The 20,371-nt window shown below is 38.8% G+C and carries 23 protein-coding genes and 6 tRNA genes; 9 read left to right on the forward strand and 20 right to left on the reverse strand.

Annotated elements, in window-relative coordinates:
- Nucleotides 1–83: 83 nt before the first annotated feature.
- The gene (locus tag N178_RS05075) at nucleotides 84–1,190 is read left to right on the forward strand and encodes a GntR family transcriptional regulator (RefSeq protein ID WP_045291014.1); all 1,107 of its coding nucleotides are present in this window, start codon (nucleotides 84–86) and stop codon (nucleotides 1,188–1,190) included.
- An 89-nt stretch (nucleotides 1,191–1,279) separates the two neighbouring features.
- Here N178_RS05075 and N178_RS05080 read toward each other — a convergent pair whose 3' ends face one another.
- A complete protein-coding gene (locus N178_RS05080; RefSeq protein WP_045291016.1) occupies nucleotides 1,280–2,263 on the reverse strand; it encodes an HD domain-containing protein in 984 nt (327 codons plus the stop codon).
- Between the two features lie 230 nt (nucleotides 2,264–2,493).
- Between N178_RS05080 and N178_RS05085 the strand changes: the two genes are divergently transcribed.
- On the forward strand, nucleotides 2,494–2,877 hold the full coding sequence (locus N178_RS05085) for a FixH family protein (RefSeq protein ID WP_045291018.1): 384 nt from the start codon (nucleotides 2,494–2,496) through the stop codon (nucleotides 2,875–2,877).
- A gap of 41 nt (nucleotides 2,878–2,918) precedes the next feature.
- On the opposite strand, the gene N178_RS05090 is transcribed toward N178_RS05085, so the two are convergent.
- The 4 genes from N178_RS05090 to N178_RS05105 all read right to left on the reverse strand — a co-directional run bounded on the left by N178_RS05090 (nucleotide 2,919) and on the right by N178_RS05105 (nucleotide 5,850).
- Entirely contained in the window at nucleotides 2,919–3,296 is a 378-nt protein-coding gene (locus N178_RS05090; RefSeq protein WP_045291071.1) for a hypothetical protein, read from the reverse strand.
- 191 nt (nucleotides 3,297–3,487) lie between these two features.
- Nucleotides 3,488–4,855, reverse strand: coding sequence for a ferrous iron transporter B (locus tag N178_RS05095; protein WP_169746658.1), 1,368 nt, complete (start codon nucleotides 4,853–4,855; stop codon nucleotides 3,488–3,490).
- A gap of 13 nt (nucleotides 4,856–4,868) precedes the next feature.
- On the reverse strand, nucleotides 4,869–5,600 hold the full coding sequence (locus N178_RS05100; protein ID WP_045291023.1) for a FeoB small GTPase domain-containing protein: 732 nt from the start codon (nucleotides 5,598–5,600) through the stop codon (nucleotides 4,869–4,871).
- Entirely contained in the window at nucleotides 5,593–5,850 is a 258-nt protein-coding gene (locus tag N178_RS05105; protein ID WP_013058246.1) for a FeoA family protein, read from the reverse strand. The genes N178_RS05100 and N178_RS05105 overlap by 8 nt, the downstream gene beginning before the upstream one ends.
- A 423-nt stretch (nucleotides 5,851–6,273) precedes the next feature.
- Here N178_RS05105 and N178_RS05110 point away from each other — a divergent pair, with 423 nt between their 5' ends.
- Nucleotides 6,274–7,203, forward strand: coding sequence for a DUF3298 and DUF4163 domain-containing protein (locus N178_RS05110; RefSeq protein ID WP_045291025.1), 930 nt, complete (start codon nucleotides 6,274–6,276; stop codon nucleotides 7,201–7,203).
- 232 nt (nucleotides 7,204–7,435) lie between these two features.
- On the opposite strand, the gene N178_RS26940 is transcribed toward N178_RS05110, so the two are convergent.
- Nucleotides 7,436–7,603, reverse strand: coding sequence for a hypothetical protein (locus N178_RS26940; RefSeq protein ID WP_165574840.1), 168 nt, complete (start codon nucleotides 7,601–7,603; stop codon nucleotides 7,436–7,438).
- Between the two features lie 329 nt (nucleotides 7,604–7,932).
- Here N178_RS26940 and N178_RS05115 point away from each other — a divergent pair, with 329 nt between their 5' ends.
- Nucleotides 7,933–8,313 (forward strand): VOC family protein, encoded by a 381-nt coding sequence (locus N178_RS05115; protein ID WP_045291028.1) that lies wholly within the window; start codon nucleotides 7,933–7,935, stop codon nucleotides 8,311–8,313.
- A gap of 170 nt (nucleotides 8,314–8,483) precedes the next feature.
- Here the strand turns inward: N178_RS05115 and N178_RS05120 are convergent, their stop codons facing one another.
- From N178_RS05120 to N178_RS05130, 3 genes are all read right to left on the reverse strand, one after another.
- Nucleotides 8,484–9,689 carry a hypothetical protein gene (locus N178_RS05120; protein ID WP_043981071.1) on the reverse strand — a complete coding sequence of 402 codons (1,206 nt, stop codon included), beginning with the start codon at nucleotides 9,687–9,689 and terminating at the stop codon, nucleotides 8,484–8,486.
- Between the two features lie 294 nt (nucleotides 9,690–9,983).
- Nucleotides 9,984–10,367 (reverse strand): FixH family protein, encoded by a 384-nt coding sequence (locus tag N178_RS05125; RefSeq protein WP_043981069.1) that lies wholly within the window; start codon nucleotides 10,365–10,367, stop codon nucleotides 9,984–9,986.
- A 205-nt stretch (nucleotides 10,368–10,572) separates the two neighbouring features.
- A complete protein-coding gene (locus N178_RS05130) occupies nucleotides 10,573–10,920 on the reverse strand; it encodes a DUF6054 family protein (protein ID WP_045291030.1) in 348 nt (115 codons plus the stop codon).
- 145 nt (nucleotides 10,921–11,065) lie between these two features.
- Between N178_RS05130 and N178_RS05135 the strand changes: the two genes are divergently transcribed.
- On the forward strand, nucleotides 11,066–11,485 hold the full coding sequence (locus N178_RS05135) for a MarR family winged helix-turn-helix transcriptional regulator (RefSeq protein ID WP_045291031.1): 420 nt from the start codon (nucleotides 11,066–11,068) through the stop codon (nucleotides 11,483–11,485).
- Between the two features lie 44 nt (nucleotides 11,486–11,529).
- Here N178_RS05135 and N178_RS05140 read toward each other — a convergent pair whose 3' ends face one another.
- On the reverse strand, nucleotides 11,530–11,730 hold the full coding sequence (locus N178_RS05140; protein ID WP_045291033.1) for a hypothetical protein: 201 nt from the start codon (nucleotides 11,728–11,730) through the stop codon (nucleotides 11,530–11,532).
- Nucleotides 11,731–11,878: 148 nt separating this feature from the next.
- Here N178_RS05140 and N178_RS05145 point away from each other — a divergent pair, with 148 nt between their 5' ends.
- Complete coding sequence (locus N178_RS05145; protein ID WP_045291035.1) at nucleotides 11,879–12,892, forward strand: S66 family peptidase; 1,014 nt, start codon at nucleotides 11,879–11,881, stop codon at nucleotides 12,890–12,892.
- A 34-nt stretch (nucleotides 12,893–12,926) separates the two neighbouring features.
- Here the strand turns inward: N178_RS05145 and N178_RS05150 are convergent, their stop codons facing one another.
- A complete protein-coding gene (locus N178_RS05150; protein ID WP_045291037.1) occupies nucleotides 12,927–13,280 on the reverse strand; it encodes a DUF4181 domain-containing protein in 354 nt (117 codons plus the stop codon).
- 193 nt (nucleotides 13,281–13,473) lie between these two features.
- On the opposite strand from N178_RS05150, the gene N178_RS05155 reads away from it, so the two are divergent.
- A complete protein-coding gene (locus tag N178_RS05155) occupies nucleotides 13,474–14,124 on the forward strand; it encodes a DUF975 family protein (protein WP_045291039.1) in 651 nt (216 codons plus the stop codon).
- Nucleotides 14,125–14,171: 47 nt separating this feature from the next.
- Here the strand turns inward: N178_RS05155 and N178_RS05160 are convergent, their stop codons facing one another.
- Nucleotides 14,172–15,086 carry a DMT family transporter gene (locus N178_RS05160; RefSeq protein WP_045291041.1) on the reverse strand — a complete coding sequence of 305 codons (915 nt, stop codon included), beginning with the start codon at nucleotides 15,084–15,086 and terminating at the stop codon, nucleotides 14,172–14,174.
- A 516-nt stretch (nucleotides 15,087–15,602) separates the two neighbouring features.
- Here N178_RS05160 and N178_RS05165 point away from each other — a divergent pair.
- Entirely contained in the window at nucleotides 15,603–16,448 is an 846-nt protein-coding gene (locus N178_RS05165) for a C40 family peptidase (RefSeq protein ID WP_043981056.1), read from the forward strand.
- Between the two features lie 57 nt (nucleotides 16,449–16,505).
- Here the strand turns inward: N178_RS05165 and N178_RS05170 are convergent, their stop codons facing one another.
- Both N178_RS05170 and N178_RS05175 read right to left on the reverse strand, forming a co-directional pair.
- On the reverse strand, nucleotides 16,506–17,177 hold the full coding sequence (locus tag N178_RS05170) for an MOSC domain-containing protein (RefSeq protein WP_045291043.1): 672 nt from the start codon (nucleotides 17,175–17,177) through the stop codon (nucleotides 16,506–16,508).
- 54 nt (nucleotides 17,178–17,231) lie between these two features.
- Entirely contained in the window at nucleotides 17,232–17,438 is a 207-nt protein-coding gene (locus N178_RS05175; protein WP_045291045.1) for a hypothetical protein, read from the reverse strand.
- A gap of 467 nt (nucleotides 17,439–17,905) precedes the next feature.
- On the opposite strand from N178_RS05175, the gene N178_RS05180 reads away from it, so the two are divergent.
- Complete coding sequence (locus N178_RS05180; protein WP_025750788.1) at nucleotides 17,906–19,081, forward strand: NupC/NupG family nucleoside CNT transporter; 1,176 nt, start codon at nucleotides 17,906–17,908, stop codon at nucleotides 19,079–19,081.
- Between the two features lie 343 nt (nucleotides 19,082–19,424).
- On the opposite strand, the gene N178_RS05185 is transcribed toward N178_RS05180, so the two are convergent.
- The 6 genes from N178_RS05185 to N178_RS05210 all read right to left on the reverse strand — a co-directional run bounded on the left by N178_RS05185 (nucleotide 19,425) and on the right by N178_RS05210 (nucleotide 20,072).
- Nucleotides 19,425–19,515: transfer RNA gene (locus N178_RS05185), tRNA-Ser, on the reverse strand.
- A 96-nt stretch (nucleotides 19,516–19,611) separates the two neighbouring features.
- Nucleotides 19,612–19,688, reverse strand: a tRNA-Arg gene (locus tag N178_RS05190).
- A gap of 9 nt (nucleotides 19,689–19,697) precedes the next feature.
- Nucleotides 19,698–19,782 (reverse strand) — tRNA-Leu (locus N178_RS05195).
- Between the two features lie 10 nt (nucleotides 19,783–19,792).
- Nucleotides 19,793–19,869 (reverse strand) — tRNA-Met (locus N178_RS05200).
- A gap of 18 nt (nucleotides 19,870–19,887) precedes the next feature.
- A tRNA-Ser gene (locus tag N178_RS05205) sits at nucleotides 19,888–19,980 on the reverse strand.
- A 15-nt stretch (nucleotides 19,981–19,995) separates the two neighbouring features.
- Nucleotides 19,996–20,072, reverse strand: a tRNA-Ile gene (locus N178_RS05210).
- Between the last annotated feature and the right edge of the window lie 299 nt (nucleotides 20,073–20,371).

The raw sequence follows: 20,371 nt of genomic DNA on the forward strand, positions 1-20,371 counted from the left end.
TTCATGTTCATGATAAAATATGTCCATACAAATTTTATACATGAAAAAAGTTGAATGTATACAACTACGAAAGAAGTGAAAACATGAAGCCAAAATATCAGGTGATTATTGAAGATATAAAAAGCAAAATTCTTTCAGGCGATTACAGCATGGGCGAACAAATTCCAACTGAATCGGTCATGCAAGAAACGTATGGTGTCAGCAGACATACGGTTCGAAAAGCCATTTTAGAGCTGTCGAATGAAGGATTTTTAAGAAGCGAAAAAGGATCTGGCACCTATGTGAGCAATCATTATCAATCCAAATCTAGCGGGGCTTCTGCCAACAAAACAATCGGTGTAATTACCACGTATATTTCCGACTATATTTTCCCTTCTATTATTCGCGGAATTGAAAGCAGGTTAAATAAAGATAATTATTCGCTGCTGCTGGCGAGCACGAATAATGATGTGGAACAAGAAAAAAAAGCGCTGGAAATGATGCTTTCCTACGGAGTAGACGGTTTAATTGTTGAGCCTACAAAAAGTAATTTGTATAATCCGAACATCTCGTATTATTTATCATTCAAAGAACAAGACGTTCCATTTACGATGATTAACGCCTACTACGAAGAATTAGAGGTTCCGTTTTTTTGTTTAGATGACGTTCAGTCAAGCTACCTTGCCACAAATGAATTAATTTCAAAAGGACATACACAAATTGGGCTCATTGCAAAAATGGATGACCTGCAGGGAAAGTACCGAATGAAAGGCTACATAAAAGCGCTCGGTAATGCAAAACTCCGCTTTCAGCCTGAGCATATTTTGTCTTTTAACACCGAAACAAAGCTTGATTTGTATGCTAATTTAAAAGAGTTTCTCACTGAAAACCAAGACGAAATGACAGCTCTTGTCTGCTATAACGATGAAGTCGGATTAGAAGTCGTAAATGTATGCAGACAGCTTGGCATTTCTATTCCGGACAAGTTGTCAATTATTGGTCAAGACAATTCGTACATCGCTAAAAATGCAACGATTAATTTAACAACGTTAACCCATCCGCAGGAACAAATGGGAAACGACGCGGCGGATTGGATCATTAAAAAGCTGCAGGGCAAAAAAGATTTGCCAAACGAAACCTACTACCAGCCGGTGTTAGTTGAAGGAGAAACGATTAAAGAATTAACTGCGAAGCGTGATGAAGTTCGTTAAGAGAAGGCTTCCTTAGAGGTCTATAAAACTTCTTATGAGAGAAAGGGATGCACGTTATTATGCATCCCTTCTTTATGTAATGATTCCCTTTATAGCGGAGCCTGAATGTTGAGATATACTCCTTTTTCTATCCTTTGTTTTGCTTGCTCTATTACTCTTTTAGCGGTAAGTGATAGCTGAGATACAGGATTTTCTCCATCTGAGCCAATAACAAGAGGATCAACCCAGCGCATTTTTGTCGTTTGGTGAACGTCATGACAAGATGCTGTTCCTTTTTGTACTTTGCTGTTAAAAAGAGCAGATAACATCCCTTCAATGCTGCTATCTCCAGCATTTTTCAGCAACCAAACCACATCGTCATCCTGCTTTAAAAAATCTTCGATAGATAAAATATCTTTTTGCAAAGCGAGCTTGATAATTTCCGTCAGCTGATGATTTCCAAACATATTAAGCGGATTCATAAAAAAGCCAATCACTTCTTTGTAGTAAGCATCCACAAACCACTCTGCCGCTGCTAAATTACTGCATGCCATTCGTCCATTAAATACGACAAGCTGATCCAAAAACGCATGCACTTCTTGTAAAGTAATCTCCCCGCATACGTATAAATCCCGCAGCGTATAATCCACGCGGTCAGCACATAAGTGCGGAGCGTTCTGTTCGAGCAGCGTCCACTGGCTTTCATCAAGTAAGATATCTCGCCAATTTAAACCGGCGCTTTTTAAAATATAAGGAATAGACGACTGAGCTACTATTTTTTCGTAAATCATTTCATGATAATTTTCTTCTTTTTGTTCAAGAACGTAGTCAATCACATGAGAAAATGCCGTATGTGAAACGTCATGTAATAAAGCCGCTATTTGCTCTTCCAAAGAGCCTCCGAGTCTATTTACAAGCATCATCGCACCAACGGAATGATCATATCGAGTAGTATTCCAGTTTTCATTTACAAACCGGCTCGCTCCGCCTTGGTAAATTCCTTTTAAACGCTGTACGGGATCACTTTGAATGAGTTCTAAAAGAACGCCGTCTATTTCAAATTTTCCGTACAGCTCATCATAAAGTATGAGCATATTTCTCTCTCCTTTTACTAGCTTATTATGTTTAATCCTAAGCTCAAGACACAATGCTGTAAAGTCGTGTTGTGATCATAAACTATTTTTTGTAACAAAACGGTCAAGTTTCTTGCCGTCACACTCATAAAAATCACTCATTGGGATGATTTTATTTTGTGACTTCAGTGATAAAGTTTTATGGAGAAATGTATTTAATAATAGGATATAAGATAAAAAAGGAGATATTTATGAAAAAGCTTAGCATGCTGCTGCTCGTTTTAGTCATTGCCGTGGTCGGCTGTTCAAAAGGAAATGAGCAACAGCCACAGGAAGTAAAAGGAACAATTGAAGTGCCGCAAACTATTAAAGCAAACGAAAAAACATCTATTAACGTACCCGTTACACAAGGAGATAAAAAAATCGAAAATGCAGACGCCGTACAGATTCAAGTTGAAAAAGAAGGCTATATTAACCAGGAAATGATCGATGCAAAACACGAAGGTAACGGCGCATACAGCACGGACTATACGTTCAAAGACAACGGTGAATATACGATTACCGCTCATGTGACGATAAAAGGCGACATGAAAATGTTCACGAAAAAAGTGACGATTGGCGAGAAAAGTAAATAGCCTATCAAAAAGCGACCTCTGCTTGTCAAAGGTCGCTTTTATTATTTCTTTGATTCTTTAATACGGTCAAGATACTGCTTCGCATGAAGCAAACCAAGATTTTTTTCTTTGCGTATGTATTTAATAGCCTGCACATCACTTCGGCCATTCATCATCATCAAATTGACTCTGTTTTCAAAAGCCTCGTCTTTCTCTATTTCTAGCTGCTTCCACTCTTCATCTAAATCACGTTTAGGTGTTTTGAGCAGGAATATCACGAGTATAACAAGAACGCTACTTGTGGTGATATAAAGCCAAAGCCAATCGAGAAACCAGCTGTTAATCACATTCACTATGACGAGAATGGTGAAACAAGAGTATAGCCTTGTTTGATACTTATTAGCTTTTTTTGAATCTATTTTATTAGAAAATATCCCCACCGTCAGCCTCCTTTTAGCATTAGCGCTTTTTTCTATTAATCTCTTTTGTGCATGAAGCAAATCTATATCATACAAATTACCATTTAACCTAACAAATAGCAATCAAGTTCACCCTATCATACTCTTTATCTCATTGACTACTCATAAAAAATACAGGACTTTTCGCAAAGCCCTGCACGTTTATTTCATATTTAAATAAGGTTAAACATTTTTACGACTTGAGCAACCGCAAACGTAACGCCAATCGCAATCACTGTTGGAATCGCAAAAGCAAGAAACGTCCACTTTGCATTTTTGGTTTCTTTATAAATATTTACAAGCGTCGTTCCGCATGGAAAATGCAGAAGCGAAAACAGCATCATATTAAGAGCCGTTAGCCACGTCCAGTGGTGATCAAGGAAAATTTGTTTGAGTCTTGTTGCATCTTCAATTTCAATTAATGAGCCCGTTGATAAATACGCCATCAGTAAAACTGGTACAACAATTTCATTAGCCGGCAAGCCAATAATAAAAGCAGCTAATATATAACCGTCTAGCCCCAGCGTCTTGGCAAACGGATCAAGAAACTGAACAAAGTGCATTAAAATACTTGTATCACCGATATAGATATTAGCCAATACCCATGTTAACACCGCCGCGGGTGCTGCAACAATAATCGCGCGTTTTAACACAAACAGCGATTTATCCAGCGTTGCGCGCACAATTGTATCTACAAATTTTGGCTTACGGTAAGGCGGGAGCTCTAGCGTATAGTGTGTTGGTACTCCGCGCAGTGCCGTTTTAGACAGTGCCCATGATACAAACAGCGTCACAACAATTCCAAATAACACCGTTCCCACTACAACAAGCGCCGTTACGAAAGTTTTAGCACTCCCTGTAAAGCCCGTTGCCATAAATAAAGAAGCTAATAAAATCAGCGTAGGCCATCTGCCGTTACATGGAACAAAGTTATTTGTTAAAATCGCCATCATACGTTCACGGGGCGATTCAATAATACGCGTTGACATAATCGCTGCGGCGTTACATCCAAATCCCATCGCCATTGTCAGCGACTGCTTGCCGTGTGCGCCTGCTCGTTTGAACAAACGATCCATATTAAACGCGACGCGAGGCAAATAGCCGTAGTTTTCTAAAAGCGCAAAAACAGGGAAAAAGATGGCCATTGGAGGCAGCATCACGCTAATAACCCATCCCGTACCGCGAAACAGTCCTAGTACAAGAATTCCGTGCAGCCATTCTGGTGCGTGCATCGCTTGAAAGAAAGCTGTTAAATAACCTTCCGCCCAGCCAAACCCTTCCGCAATTAACCCAGAAGGAACGTTTGCGCCGGCTATAGTGATATAAAAAATCACTGATAAAATACCAAGCATAATCGGAAAGCCCCAAATTGGCGAAGTGAAGACTTTATCCAATTTCTCCGTGCGCTGAAGCTTTGAGCGGTCTTCGTAAACAACTGATTTTTTACATATTTGCTGTGACGACTGATAAATGCTTGCGACCATATTCGAACGATGATCTTTTTCTTTTGCCTGCTGCGCATAGCGCGTTAGCTGCTCCATCGCTAATGAGTTTTCAGGAGTTAACGGATTTCCCATATGCGCTGTTCCTCCTTTCTGTATGGCTGATATCTTTTTGCTGACGCTGCTGAATCGTTTCTAAAAACGACGTGTCTCCATCAAGAACTCGTAAAGCAATCCAGCGCAGAGGAAATTGATTTCCAACAATAGAAGCGACTTGAGGTTCTAGCTCTTTTAGTGACGCTTCAATTTCTTTTGTGTACTGCACCTGGTAAGGATTAAGCTTTACTTGCCCTCGCACGACTCCTTCAATCGCATCGAGCAAATTCGTAATTCCTTTTTTATTGCGAGCTGATATAGGCACAACCGGTACGCCTAACGATTCAGCGAGCTTTTTTTCGTTAATCACAATTCCTTTTTTCTTTGCTTCATCCATTAAGTTCACGCAAATCACGACGTTTTCCGTCATTTCCATTACCTGCAGGGCTAGATTAAGATTTCGCTCCATCGCCGTTGCATCGACCACCACAACCGTCACGTCAGGTCTTTCAAATAAAATATAATCGCGCGCTACTTCTTCGTCCGCCGAGTTTGAATAAAGTGAATACGTTCCAGGTAAATCCACGATTGTGTAGAGCTGCTGGTGATGTTCAAACGTTCCTTCTGCTTTGGCTACGGTTTTTCCCGTCCAGTTTCCCGTGTGCTGCTTGAGACCGGTTAATCCATTAAATAACGTACTTTTTCCTGTGTTCGGATTTCCTGCTAATGCAATACGATACTCACTCACCGTCGTCACCTACTTTTTTTACATAAATTTTTGAACTTTCTTCTTTTCTCAGACCAATCGTTGTATGACTGACTTGATAAGCAACAGGATCTCCTAACGGACTTTTTTGAAGCACTTTGATGATGGCTCCTGGAATAAATCCTAAATCTAACAAGCGGCGCTTTAACGCACCTTCAATTTCGATTCGTTCGAGCTGTACCGTTTCACCTGTCGTAAATGTAGACAATGGATAATTATTTACACTAGCCATCTATTTTTCGTCCCTTCTTATTTTTTACCTATGGTTATATTTTTTTCATCAGACCAACTTTTAAGGTAAAAAAAATATGCTCGTTGATTTTTAATAGGGTATTCTGCTGGTGCAGAAAAATGAACATGTCAGCATGATTTATTTAAAATTTTCAGTTTTTACGTGTCATGATACCGAAAGTTTACCACAGGAAACTTTTTTAGTCTAGGGTAAATAACTGACTTTTTTCTTCTTTCTACTGAAGGCATAAAGTGTTGAACGCTGGTCTATTTTTTCTAATAAAAGTAAGTCAAAAAATAATTCCGTAAAAAGGAATTAATAAAAGTAAAAAAATGTAAAGGTATGCTATACTAGTGAATGAGCTTTTTGGAAAATAAAATATGAATTGGCTTTAAAACCCAAAAATCACTTTAGGGGGCTTTTATGAAAAGGTTCAAAAGAGTTAGCGCAGTTGTTTTAGGTTTGGCTTTGTTATTTTCACCGCTTGCTCCACAAACAGTTGCAGAAGCAAAAGTCGTGTGGGGGAATCAGGAACTGGTTAAAGGGCAAATAGGACGCGTTACTGTTTTAAAGAACACGAATCTTTACAACATTAAAAACAACAAGTTAGTAGCGGCTAGAAAAGTGACAAAAGGGCAAGTATTCCGCGTGTATTCTGAGTCCAGCAAATTTGGTGGTCTTTACGGCGTATCAAAAGGTACCTATGCTCAGAAGTCATCAAGTATTAAGTATGAAAAAGCCCCTAGTGACAAAATTCAAGCCTTAGGAGTAACGGTTACAAAGAAATCTTTAGCAAGCAACATTAGCTATCCGCAGGTATCCGGCCTTATCAATAAACCGTTTGAGGCTAGCTATAATCGAAAGTTTTTAAACATTGCTAAGGAAGCCCAAAAAGAACACAACGAGCTAAAAGAACAAGAAAAGGAAGACCGCAAAGACGGATGGGCACCAGGTCCTTATTCTCGTAATATGACATACTCTGTACCTTACAACCAAGATAATATTTTAAGTGTTGCTATTACGAATGATGCGTACGCTGGCGGCGCTCACGGCAACGCTTGGATTGATACTTATAATTACGATTTGTTGAAAGCTCGACAAATTAGCTTAAAAGATATTATTAACAACAACACTAAGTTGAATAAAGTTAATAACTATATTCGTAATGAAATGATTGCTCGCAATAAAAAAGGTGCTCAGTTCTGGGTTAATGAATTTAAGTCTGTAAACTTAAAAGAAGATCAGTTTTACTACACAAGTAGCGGCATTGCCATTATATTTGGTGAGTATGAGTACGGCCCTTATTCTAACGGCATTCATACGTTTAAAATCCCGTCCAGTGTTTATAAATAAGATAATCGTATAAAACAAAAAAGAAGCTTACGAATCATCAGTTCATAAGCTTCTTTTTCTTTTTTTCTGCAAAATAAGCAGAGCAAAAAAGAAAGGTTATTCCTAATCCCCTTCCCTTTTACCATCATTTTTTCGGATATTGCAGAAAATCAAATTATACAGCCATGGAAGAACTCAGGGCTGCCTACATTACGCTGCTGATAGCCGAGGAAAACTGCTTTTCGAGGTATTTTTATAGGGTTTGAAAAAGTGAAATGGTCAGAACTAACGTCAGCAAGGAGCCTGCGGATGTTAACATCATTATTTTTCGGTTACTCTGATTCTTTTCAGGTTTTAAAAACTCTTGAATGGCTGCAAACCAGATAACAAAAGTGATTAAAGAAAGTATCCCCATAGACATACGAGCCTCTCCATTCATATATGTATTTAAATTTTTAACCCATCTAATCAACAAGCTTTTCAGACCAAGTTACTAAAATAAATGCCACTTCTCATCTAATATTAACATAAAATCCCATAAATCTTTAATGCATTGTGTAAAACCACAATATTTAAAAAAACAAGCTATTTATAAAACACTCTTTTGAACTGAAAATAGACATACAGCTGTCTTTGTCTATTCTCCTTTTTACAAATGATATACTTATTTATAGAAAAATTTCTCAAAGCTCACCCAGTACTTACCCTATCGTCAGAGAAAGAAAGCTTACATTGTGAGGAGGAAACGAAATGATTAAAAAATTAGACCATTTTGTGCTAACGGTAAAAGACGTTGAAAAAACGACTCACTTTTATACGGTTATTTTAGGCATGAAAAAAGAAACGTTCGGAGAAGGAAGAATAGCGCTTCGTTTTGGTGAACAAAAAATAAACTTCCATCAAGCAGGCCATGAATTTGAGCCAAAAGCAAAGCATCCTCTTCCGGGTTCCGCTGATTTATGTTTTATTACAGAAGAAAAAATCGAAAGCGTAATTAGTCATTTACAAAAACATGATATGGAAATTGAAGAAGGACCCGTCAAACGAACAGGTGCTGTAGGTCCGATCGTTTCTGTTTATGTAAGAGATCCTGATTACAATTTGATTGAATTATCCAATTACGTAGATTGAAGCGTTCTTACTAAAAAAGAGCTGTTTTCATAAATATTGCTGCTATATCATAGACCTCACATAGACCTCAAAAGAAAACTCGCAGTAGAAATTTGCGAGTTTTTTTATTATATAAGGATTTGCTTATTCAACTTAAGCACCCTGATTCCTATAAAATGCGTCCTTACAATCTAATTAACAACCAAATTGATCGTATCTTCCCGTATTGTATACTGCCCTATTATTTCTCCAATACCAGCAATTAAAAGGGAATCACCAGTTTCCAATGGTTTATCCTTTAATAGAATGAGTAATTTATTTATATTTTTTAATCCATCCGCACAATAGGTAAGAGATGGTTGTTGAATAAGGTATTCTTGGTTATTTATCCTTACTTTTATATAATTTTTATGTAATAACCTGTTCTCAAAAGGGACAATATTCATCGGATCAAAGGATAAAGCAATGATTTCTCCTTCGATAAAAAGATGGGTTCCTATCTGTGCTTCGAATTCATCAAGTTCTTTCTTCCTTGATTCAACCGCAAAAATTACTGCTGCTTCTGTTTCCGGGCTTATTTGAACCTCTTCAATTGTCTGTTTTCGAGGGGCAATATCAAGAAGTTTAATTAACTCAAATAGTGTTGTTTTAGTCCCCAAAAAACTTTCCTTCCAATCAGATGACAATTCATCCAACAACAAACACATAAATAAACCTGAACTATAACAGCTCCGCCTTGTATTAGAAGTGGATTCAACGGCGTTTATTAGAGTTTTTCCATATTTTTTTAGAATCAAATCATTAGCGAGCGAAGATTTTTCTGAAAAAGCTTTTAGTTCAACGTACCAGGCAGGTCCTTCAACAGATTCAATTAAATTTTCATATGTTAGATGCTCTTTTATTCCTTCTGCCCTTTTTTCCCTTAGGCTGATAAACTCGTTCAAATACTGCTTCTTTTTACTGATACCAGTTTCTATCAATGCATTATAAAGATTTTTTCTTTCCCGATTTCGAATTTCTACATTCTCTTTTGTTAAGGGATAGGTTATTCCCAGCATTTCATCAGGGAAGCGTTTTTCCTCTTTTATATATTGATTTCCGTGGAACAATTCATGGACCAATATCGAAAAAAGTCCTTCATAGTCATCGTACAGTTCCATATCAGCAATAGCCGTAGGATAGCCATCAAATAGAATAAGCGTATTTCCCACAAACTGCTCGTCCCGTTTTAAAATTTTATATGTTTTAGGAGGAACTTGATTATATCTAGGATGATTGAACAGGAATACACTGTTTTTATCGTACAATGCGTAAGCAACAAGTTCGAAATTTGGCCAATACCTTTCTAAGTTCATGTTAGTTAAGTCCTTGGCAATTTGATTCAGAAAATGATTCATTCTTTTCATCCCCAATTGTTAATTCCCTAAGGAAAGAGAATATTCTTTTTTAGAAAAAAGGGTTTGTTCAACTTGACTGTCCCGCTAGTTAAATAAGGTTACTGTCATTATCCTAATTTTAACATATTTTCTCAATATTTAGTTTGATGTGTAGGAGAAAAAGAAATGGTTAAAAAATTGGACCATTTCGTGTTAACGGTAAAAAACATTAAAAAACAACCCTATAAAAAAAAGAGAATGCACGAGGCATTCTCTTTTACATGGCTATATAAGCCCCTTCTTCAGCTATAAACTTTACTCTTTAGACTTGCCTATCTCTACTTTTTTCGTAAACATTTTCATGTCACCGTCTACCGTAACGTGAGCGGTAATCATATATTCGCCGTCTTCTTTAAACGTATAGTCCGTGCTGTATACACCTTTTCCTTCGTGCGGTGCTTTTGTCATTTCTTGATTGATGTAGCCTTCTTTTTCAACTTGGAACTGTACGTCATCGGCGTTTTCCACTTTTTTATCTCCTTGCGTCACAAGGACTTTAAGCTTGACTTGTTCATTTGCTTGAATTGATTCCGGTACTTCAATCGTTCCTTTTACTTCTTTTGAACTTGAATCATTTCCTTTTGAACAGCCTACTATAGCTATCATTAAAACGAATAATACGATGCTGAGTTTTTTCATTATGTTGTTCTCCTTTGTTATGTAAATGTGAAGTCTTCCTGCAATTTCATATTATACTCATTTATCCGGTAAAAAGAGAAAAAATGCTTATTGTCCACATAAAGTTCTTATTTCTACAGTAGCTTTTGCATCTTTTCATTTCTCTACTCGCCCTTCGCTTCACAAAAAAAGCTGAAGAAGCTCATTGCCTTCCCCAGCTTTGCCTTTATCTCTGCGGTTCTTCTAACGTGTACGATGAGAGGGCGTTTTCTACCCATCGTACAAAATCTTTGCTTGCTCCCCAATCAATATTCAATACCCCTTCTGCGCTTCCTGAAGGAATACACTTTACTTTGTTTGGGCCGGACACATTTTCTAAAATAATCGTTAGTGATCCCCTGCCGCCGGTGCGGAAAAAATAGCGTTCAAACACAAGCGTACATAACTGCTTGCCATCTCCGAGATCATAATATTCCTTGTATAATAAGTCACTTTCCGAATTATTTGCATTCACAAGCTTTTTTGCTCCATCAAAAGGAAGCAGCGTCGTTTTAAACTCAATTACTTTTTCCATCACTCAAGCCCCTTTCTATCGCAACAGATATGTACTACTTCTCTTTTTCCCACTAAAAAACCTGCCGCTTCTCTTTATGTACAATCAATATGGTACAATAGAAGAAAAAGAATTGTTTGAACGGAAAAAGGAGCATACAACCTCTATGAATACACGAGATCAACTTATCCAAAATGTGGTTTCCACGATGCGAAACAAAACGAAAAAAATGCAGCTATCGGTTATCCCCACTTTAAAATCATATATTCCTTTAAATGAATTTTTAGCGCTTCGCCTGCTGTATAAAGAAGGCAATCATATCGTTTCTGAGATTGCAGAGCATATGCACATCTCAAACAGCAGCATGACGTGCGTCAGCGACCGTCTTATGGAAAGAGAATTTGTCACGCGCGTACGCAGTCAAAAAGACCGCCGCGTTGTCTACTTATCCATTACGGATAAAGGAAAAGCGTTTGCAGAAGAAATGGAAAAAGTACTCACCAAAGAATATGGTGAAAAGCTTAGCCATTTTACGGATGAAGAATTACAGACGTTTCTTCGCTTGTTAAATAAAATGGATATTTAATAAAAACCAGGTGCCCGCTTAGTGGGCATCTGGTTTTTATTATGTTATTTGTTGTTTATCTTTAAATTAAAGGCGTCTGAGGTTAAATCTTTTGAACTGTCGTTTTCGTAATCACTTACATACGGAATAAATCGAAGCATGGTCACGTCTTTATCATTTCGGTACTCTTCGTACTGATCAATTAACAGCTCTAATCCTTTTTCTTTTTTTCGCGTTATACACGTAACAATCCAGTCATCTTCCATGACATTGCTCCTTTCCGCTTGCTTTTACATCTATTAATACGGATTCTTTTTACAAAACCTATCAATCTTCCTAAATTAAATGAAAAATAAGCTTGTTCCGTATTTCCCTCGCTGGTAAAATAAGCTAAAACCTTTGAAGGAGGCCGCTATGATTACCTATCCTTTTCTTACATCCAACCCAACCATCGGCATAACCGCACCTTCTTCTGGTGTACCTCAAGCTCTTCATTCCATGTTTTCTTTATCGTGTGAACGAATGAAGGAAAAAGGCTTTCCTGTTATACCGGGCGAAACCGTGTGGACGCAGCATAAAGCAAAATCCGCTTCTCCTAAAAAACGTGCAAATGAGCTTCAAGCCATGATAGAAGATAGAAACATTGATATCATTATCCCGCCTTGGGGAGGCGAGCTGCTGATTGAAATGCTTGAACATCTCGACTTTACAAAATGGACAGCAAAATGGGTGCTTGGCTATTCTGACACCAGCGTTCTTTTGCTGGCTATTACACTTAATACCGGGATTGCAACGGCTCATGGAACCAACTTTGTAGATTTGCGCGGAGAATACTGGGATCCAACGACTGCGATGTGGCAGCAGGTGCTGACGACCAAAAAAGGAGAAAGCGTGGCTCAAGTTTCTTCTGATCGTTACCAAAAAGAATGGCAGCATGACAACCCGTCACCATGCGTGTTTCATTTAACCGAACAAACCGTTTGGAAGCATACAGAGTTAAGCGACGTGCACATCGAAGGGCGTCTTCTCGGAGGATGTATTGACGTGATTAGGCACTTAGTAGGAACTCCTTTTGGAGATGTAAAAACGTTTAGAGAAAAATACATTCCTGCTGAGCCGGTGATTTGGTACTTTGACAACTGTGAACTCACGACCACTGACCTTCGCCGCTCGCTTCTTCAGCTTAAGCTAGCGGGCTGGTTTGATAACTGCTCAGGTATTTTATTCGGCAGAAGCAGCGCTAATAAACCCATTGATTCCTACACCGCTGAAGATGTGTATCATGACCTTTCCTCTGACTTACATATTCCAGTTATCTATGACATCGACTGCGGCCACCTCCCTCCTCAGCTCACGCTTATTAACGGCGCGTATGCGAGTGTTAACGTAGAGAAAAACAAAGGCACAGTCGTTCAATACTTTACATAAAAAAACAAGAGAACTTTTTTGCTCTCTTGTTTTTTCACATATCCGTCATCAGTAATATAAACGTCCCAAACAAGAAAAAAGTTGCACCAAACCACGAGTGATAGTGCTCTTTTTTCTTTCTTTCAAACTTCCATTCTTCAAATCCTCGAATTACGTACAGGAGAAAAAAGAAAAGAAACATAAAAACGGAGGTATAGGCTGGAGGTATAACAAAGATCAATACTAAAAACGAAGCAAGCATCACCATTTCAATTGTGATAAACAGTGGACGCCTTCCTTTAAAGCTTCTCCAATAGCTTTTTTTCATCTTTGTATGCAGCTTTTTTCGCATGACAAGATCCAGAAAGATATAAACAACTGCCAGAATCAGCAAATACACAAGCGTCATTTTCATTCCTCCTTCCGACCTGAAATATCCTTATACTTCCATTTTAAAGAACTTTCCACAAATTTCAAGCGTCTAAAAAATCTTTACACAACTTATTAGTGCAAGCATTCATATATTCAAAAATCGCTAATATATTGACTAATGTACAGGTTGAATTCTCTGTATAAACTCACCTAGAGGGGGACATCAAGTTATGAGAATAAAAGAAGTGAAGCAAGGTGCACTCGCAGCGCTGAAAAACCGCTGGGGATTTGCCGTACTGCTTACGTTCGTTACGTATCTAATTGCTGCCGGCATTCCAGGACTTATTGACTTTTTAATCAACGGATTTCCAAGCGGGTCCGAAACCGAATACTCTCAGTCTACCTTAGCTAATATTGTATCCCTGCTGCTCGTACCGCTCTTCTTTTCTTACTACTGGGTATTATTGCGTCTGGTGCGAGGAGAAAGTGTACGTGTAGGAAACGTGTTTGATTCGTTTTCATCTGCGGGATTATACTTTAGAACACTCGGACTTTACTTGCTAACGATTATTTATACCGTGCTATGGAGTATTTTATTAATCATTCCTGGCATCATCAAAAGTCTTGCCTATTCACAGGCTTACTACGTATTCCGCGATAACCCAGATTATTCGGTCAACCAGTCTATTACTGAAAGCAGACGGTTAATGAACGGCTACAAGTGGACCTACTTTTTACTCCTTTTAAGCTTTATTGGCTGGGGCATTTTAAGTATGATCACACTTGGCATCGGGTTATTATGGCTTGTTCCGTACGTAACGACTTCGCTTGGCGTATTTTATGAAAAGCTAAAAGCAAATGAAACGGAAGCTGCTGAATAAACGAAAAACCGTATTCGAGTTGCGAATACGGTTTTTTATGGATAGCTTTACGCTGCCTGGTCTCCTCCATCAGAGGGCTTTAACTTTTGATTCTTCGCTTTTTTATTCACTAAATAAATACTGATAATAATAAGCACCAGCCCTACAAGAAGTGACGACGTAAACAGTTCGTCTAAAAAAAGCGTGCCAATGACAATTGAAATAATCGGAACAAGAAAATTAAACGACGCCACTTTACTGGCCTCTCCTTTACTGATTAAATAAAAATAGATGAGCCACGCAACGGCAACAGAAAATAGTGCTAAAAATAAAAGCAGCAGTATAGATGATGGATTCCATACCATATGAAACCACCCTTCTACTCCACTGCCGGTCGCTGTCATAACCACTCCGCTGACAAGACTTTGAATGGTAATAAGCCAAATGCCATCTACACTATCACTAATACGTTTGATATAGACAGTTCCAATCGCCCAGCTCAGTGCCGTAAGCACGGCAAGAATAATTCCAATGGCTGAAGCATTAGCTGATAACTGTCCCATACTGATAGTAGCTACACCTACAAATCCAAGAAGCAAGCCCCCTATCTTTACAGCGTTCATGCTTTCTCCAATCCACAGCCATGCAATGATGCCGATGAGCACCGGCTGCAAGTAGACAATCACGCTGAAGACACCTGCTGGCATAAACATAAGTCCAATCGTTTGCAGACCGTAGAATAAGATTGAATTAAATAGACCTGACACCATATATTTACGCCAGTTCTGCTTCCAGTGAAGCTGTTTAGATCTTGGCAGTGCGACTGCTAATAAGATGATTCCCGCACTTAATGACCGCAGTCCAGATAACAAAATAGGCGATGAATAGCCAAGCGCCAGCTTCGACATCGGCCACGTTAATCCCCAAATCAGTACAAGAGCAGCTAAAAGAATTCCATTAATAAAAGATGATGACTGTTTCATACAACAGCCACTCCTACATATATGAATGTAAATGATTCACGCGTTCATTCCTCCTTGTATACTACGCTTCTTTTTTACTCACTTCAACTGGATGCTTTTGATGTAATTTATGTATAACAGTTATAGTAACTGAGCTTCTTTTATGACAGCGTATCTTTCTTCTCTATGTGTTCATTTAGAAAAAAATAAAGTGCGTCGCTAGTGAATGATATCATTTTTTACCTATAGCTTTTATATATCCTAAAAGCCTTGAAGCCATTCAGCTGCCGGGTTTCTGCTCCCCTTTTTCATTTAGCTTACATATTTTCTAATAAATCTATGAATCTCCTAAACATTTCTACCTAGATAAATTGTCAGAATTATTACAGAGAAGGTGACAATTCTACTTATATCGCTCTTTAATATTAAAACTATGTTACAAAATGTCGTAATTTGGAATTAGATGTTTACTTTTCCTGTCAGGATTGATAGACTCACAGTTGTGAATAAAACAAGTTATGGAAAGGGAGAAAGAACATGCTAAAGAAAGCAAATCGTACAGTTATGAATATGGGGTTAGCAGCATTACTTGTTCCCGCTGCCCTAACATTTAGCACAACTTCAGCAAGTGCAAATGACGGAGGCGCTGCACCAGCACCCGTACAAGAAAAGGTAACGCCAAGCGTACCTCAACAACAAGCAACTACTACTACTAATCAAAAAGTCATCGTAAACGTGAGTGCGTTAAATATTCGTCAAGGAGCTAGCTTTTCATCTCCAGTTGTTGGAACTGCAACACAAGGTCAAGAGTTTGCTATTTTAAAAGAAGCAAACGGCTTAGTTGAAATTGCACCAAACAAATGGATTTCAAAAAGCTCAAGCTACGTAACAATTGCATCAGGTAAACCAAGCGCAAGCCAAGTAAAAGGTGTAAGCACATCAACTCCTTCTACTTCTACAGCATCTGCATCTACATCTGCAGCACAAGAAACAAGCACTCCAGCACCTGCTCCAACAACAAGCACGGCTTCTGGAAGCACAGTAAATGTTGCACGTAGTTTAGTAGGATCACCTTACCAATGGGCAGGAAACACACCAAGCGGATTTGACTGCTCAGGCTTTATCGCATACGTGTTCAACCATAGCGGTCACAGCATTTCACGTACAAGCGTAGCCAACTACTGGAACATGGCGACAAAAATTTCGTCTCCACAACCAGGCGATCTAGTATTCTTCCAAAACACATACACAAGCGGCCCATCTCACATGGGAATCTACATCGGAAACGGCCAAATGATTCACGCTGGTTCACACGGTGTAGCTGTAGCTGACCTAGATGTTTCTTACTATCAAGATCATTTCTTAGGATACGGACGCTTCTAAGAAAAAAATGCCCTCTAATCGTTAGATACGTTCTAACGATTAGAGGGCATTTACTTTTTATCGCTGCGCGACAGAAAGCGCCTTTTCAATCCGCGTTTGAAATTTATGCTTCCAGTCTTCCGCAAGCTCAGAAACTTCTAAAGCTCTCTTCATCCCTTCTATATCTTTTGGACGATGGAAATATAAATCAAGCGTAAACCACACGGATATTTGATCTGGATGAGCTTGAATCAGTTTCACTTCCGCATCTTGCGTAATCGTACCTTCTTTCAGCACGCGGCAAAGATATCCGGTATAGCTTGTCTCAATCATTCGTTTTAAAATCCCTTTAACGCCCGTTCGCTTTGTAATTGTGTCGCATGGATTTCGTCCTTGTGTCACTTGAATAACGGCGTCTCCTACTTGATAAACGTCTCCAATGCATACGTCTTTTTCAATCATGCCTGCTAGGACAAGATTTTCTCCAAACGCAGACATCGGCAGCTCCGTATCAAACTCTTCATTCCATTTTTTATAGTGCTCATACGGATACACGCACACCGCACGATCCGGTCCGCCATGATACCTTAAGTCCGCTACGCCGTCGCCCTGAAACCCTTCTTTTGCTAAAAACGTCTTCTCTACTTGCTTTTTGCAGATGCCTGTACGCATTTCTTTGTCAGGGCCGTATGCCATTTGTTCAGGCATGCCGGTTGCTAAATGAATCAGCTTTCTCTCGGGTGTTGTCATTATGTTTACACCTCTTTTATCATTTTTACTAGTTTACCACACTTATAGAGCATTTTATTTACTTGTTAGCTCTCTCAGCGGCTTCCACTTAAGTCCTAATACATAATTAATAGCGGTAGCTGCGACAAATCCAAGCAGCACTCCTAAAAAGGTCGGCATAAATAAAGACGGAGACACCGCTACGCACGCTAGTGTTACCACAAAATTTCCGGTATACGACCATTTTGGATGTTTTGAAAAAAATGTTTGAATAGTATTCATCGTTAACTCCTTTATGCGATTGCTTTATAATTTCTCATGAATATTCTACCATTAAAAAGGAAAAAATTTTCTCATATGGCGTATTATAAATGACTTTGTCTCTTTTTTACTTCTCATGCTGTAATTCCAAGAACCGGAAGTATCATAAATTTTTAAAAATATTTCACAATTATATTAAAAATATCTTCATTTCCTCTTTTTCTTTTGTTCAAAATGATTTAAGATAGTAGAGGCTGTCGAAATATAAGTTATTATGTCAGTTCTGCATGTTTTTTTACATATTAGCACATAGTAAATATTATTTTACAATTACGTCATTTTTTATAATGGCCTAAAAAATTTTGCCCATTTTTAACAAAATTGGCGTAGAAGTTCCGTTTTTGTATAAAATAGAGGCCGATTTACATAGTCATTTCTATGCACGTCCCTCTTTTATAAATATAGAATACATGTAAGGAGAAAAGTAAATGTCAATTTTAATGGGAATTATCGGGATTGTAATTATCTTAGCAGTTGCATTCCTCATGTCAAACGACAGAAAACTTATCAACTATAAAGGCATCGCAGTTATGCTTGTTATTCAGCTCGCTATCTCTGCTTTTATGATGAATACATCGATTGGTCGCAAGGTGCTTGACTTTATCACAAGTGTATTTACAAAGATCTTATCATTTGGTAACGACGGAATTTCGTTCGTGTTTGGAGATCTTGCAGGAAAAGGCATTTTCTTTATCCAAACGTTAGTTATGATTGTATTCGTTTCAGCATTATTAAGTATTTTAAACTACTCTCGTATTTTACCCTTTGGGATCAAATATATTGGAGGACTTGTTTCAAAAATTACCGGACTTCCCCAAATTGAAAGCTTCACAGCTGTGAATGCGATGATCTTTGGTGATACAACGGCGCTAATTGCGGTGAAAAACCATATCGGAGGTTTAACACCAAACCGTTTATTTATCGTGACAACAACGTCTTTAGTATCCGTTTCTTGTTCAATTTTAGGCGCATACATGCAGATGATTCCGGCTGAATACGTCTTAATTGCCCTTCCGCTAAACGTATTCTCTGGCTTAATCGTTTCTTCTATCGTTGCACCAGTAAAAGTAGAAGATGAAAACGAAGTCGATATCAAAGCGCCTGCTAAGCAAGGCACGCTGTTTGAAGCAATCGGCGACGGTGCCCTAGACGGCGGACGCGTTGCGTTAATCGTAGCAGCTATGCTTGTAACGTACGTTGGTCTTTTAGCATTAGTGAACTACGTATTAAACGGCGTAATTGGATTAACCGTTCAAGATATTTTAGGCTATATCTTCTACCCAATTGCCTTTATCATGGGTATTCCGGCAGATGAACTAATGAGAGCCGGCGGCGTAATGGGAACAAAAGTAGTAGCAAACGAATTCGTTGCCATGCTTGACTTCCAAAAAATGATGCCTCACCTTTCTGAAAAAACGGTTGGGATCGTATCAGCTTACTTAATCTCATTTGCCAACTTCAGCTCAATTGGTATCGTTCTTGGTACGATCCAAGCAATCAACGGCGAACAAGCTTCACGCGTTGCGAAGTTCGGCTTAAAAATGCTGTTAGTAGCGACAATGGGATCGATTTTAACAGGTATTATGGTTGGATTGTTTATTTAATGGAAAAGCACTCACTTGTGGTGAGTGCTTTTTTGTTGGGGGTGGTTCTTTTGAGGTTATATCTGGAGCCTTTCTACAATGTTGAAATTTATTAAATATCTCTGTTGACATACTCCGAGTTGTCGGCACTATTATCAAATGCTTTTTATCTTCATTCTAATAACATTTAAATTAGTTTTACATAATGGATTAAAGCAATATCTCTTATCCAATAAAAAGACAGCTTGCTTTATTAGCAAACTGCCTTTTTTGTAATGACCCGTCCGGGATTCGAACCCGTGTTACCTTTTTAAAAAGATAATCTCTTGACCACTTGGCCAACGGACCAGATAAAATTATGAAATGGCAGAGAAGAAGGGATTCGAACCCTCGCACCGCGTTAACGATCTACTCCCTTAGCAGGGGAGCCCCTTGAGCCACTTGGGTACTTCTCTATATGGATCTCCCACTGAGATACTGTGGAATAATGGTAGGCCTAACCTCACGCTTATCAGACTTGAGCTCTACCAAACTGAGCTGCTTCTCGTTTATGGCGCGCCCGAGAGGAGTCGAACCCCTAACCTTTTGATCCGTAGTCAAACGCTCTATCCAATTGAGCTACGGGCGCTTCCTAAAATGGTGCGGATGAAGGGACTTGAACCCCCACGTCATAAGACACTAGATCCTAAGTCTAGCGCGTCTGCCAATTCCGCCACATCCGCATGTGAAAAATGGTTGCGGGGACAGGATTTGAACCTGCGACCTTCGGGTTATGAGCCCGACGAGCTACCGAACTGCTCCACCCCGCGATAATAACAAAGATATAATGGAAGAGGAAGAGGGATTCGAACCCCCGCGGGCTTTGACACCCCTGTCGGTTTTCAAGACCGATCCCTTCAGCCAGACTTGGGTATTCCTCCATATGTCAGGTTCAATGGTGGACCTTGTAGGACTCGAACCTACGACCGGACGGTTATGAGCCGTCTGCTCTAACCAGCTGAGCTAAAGGTCCTTTCTAAGCTCTCTATTAGAATGTAGAGACGGCAAAAGGTATTGCAGACTTTGACCTTACCACTTGACTATGCCATCAATAAGCATGGAAAGGATTTACAGTCAGTTGCGTTTATCTGTATGCTATCCCTTCATATGAAACATGGACTAGTAATTTAATAATTAATATCTGTTTCGCTACCAACAAAAATTATTTTACCTTATAATTTCGTAGAAGTCAACATCTATGTAAGTTGTGTTTTAATACTTAATTTTGCAATTATTAAGTAGGAACATACACCTAAATAAAAAAAACTCTGT

The sequence above is a fragment of the Priestia aryabhattai B8W22 genome (genome assembly GCF_000956595.1).
GTDB classification, from domain to species: Bacteria; Bacillota; Bacilli; order Bacillales; family Bacillaceae_H; genus Priestia; species Priestia aryabhattai.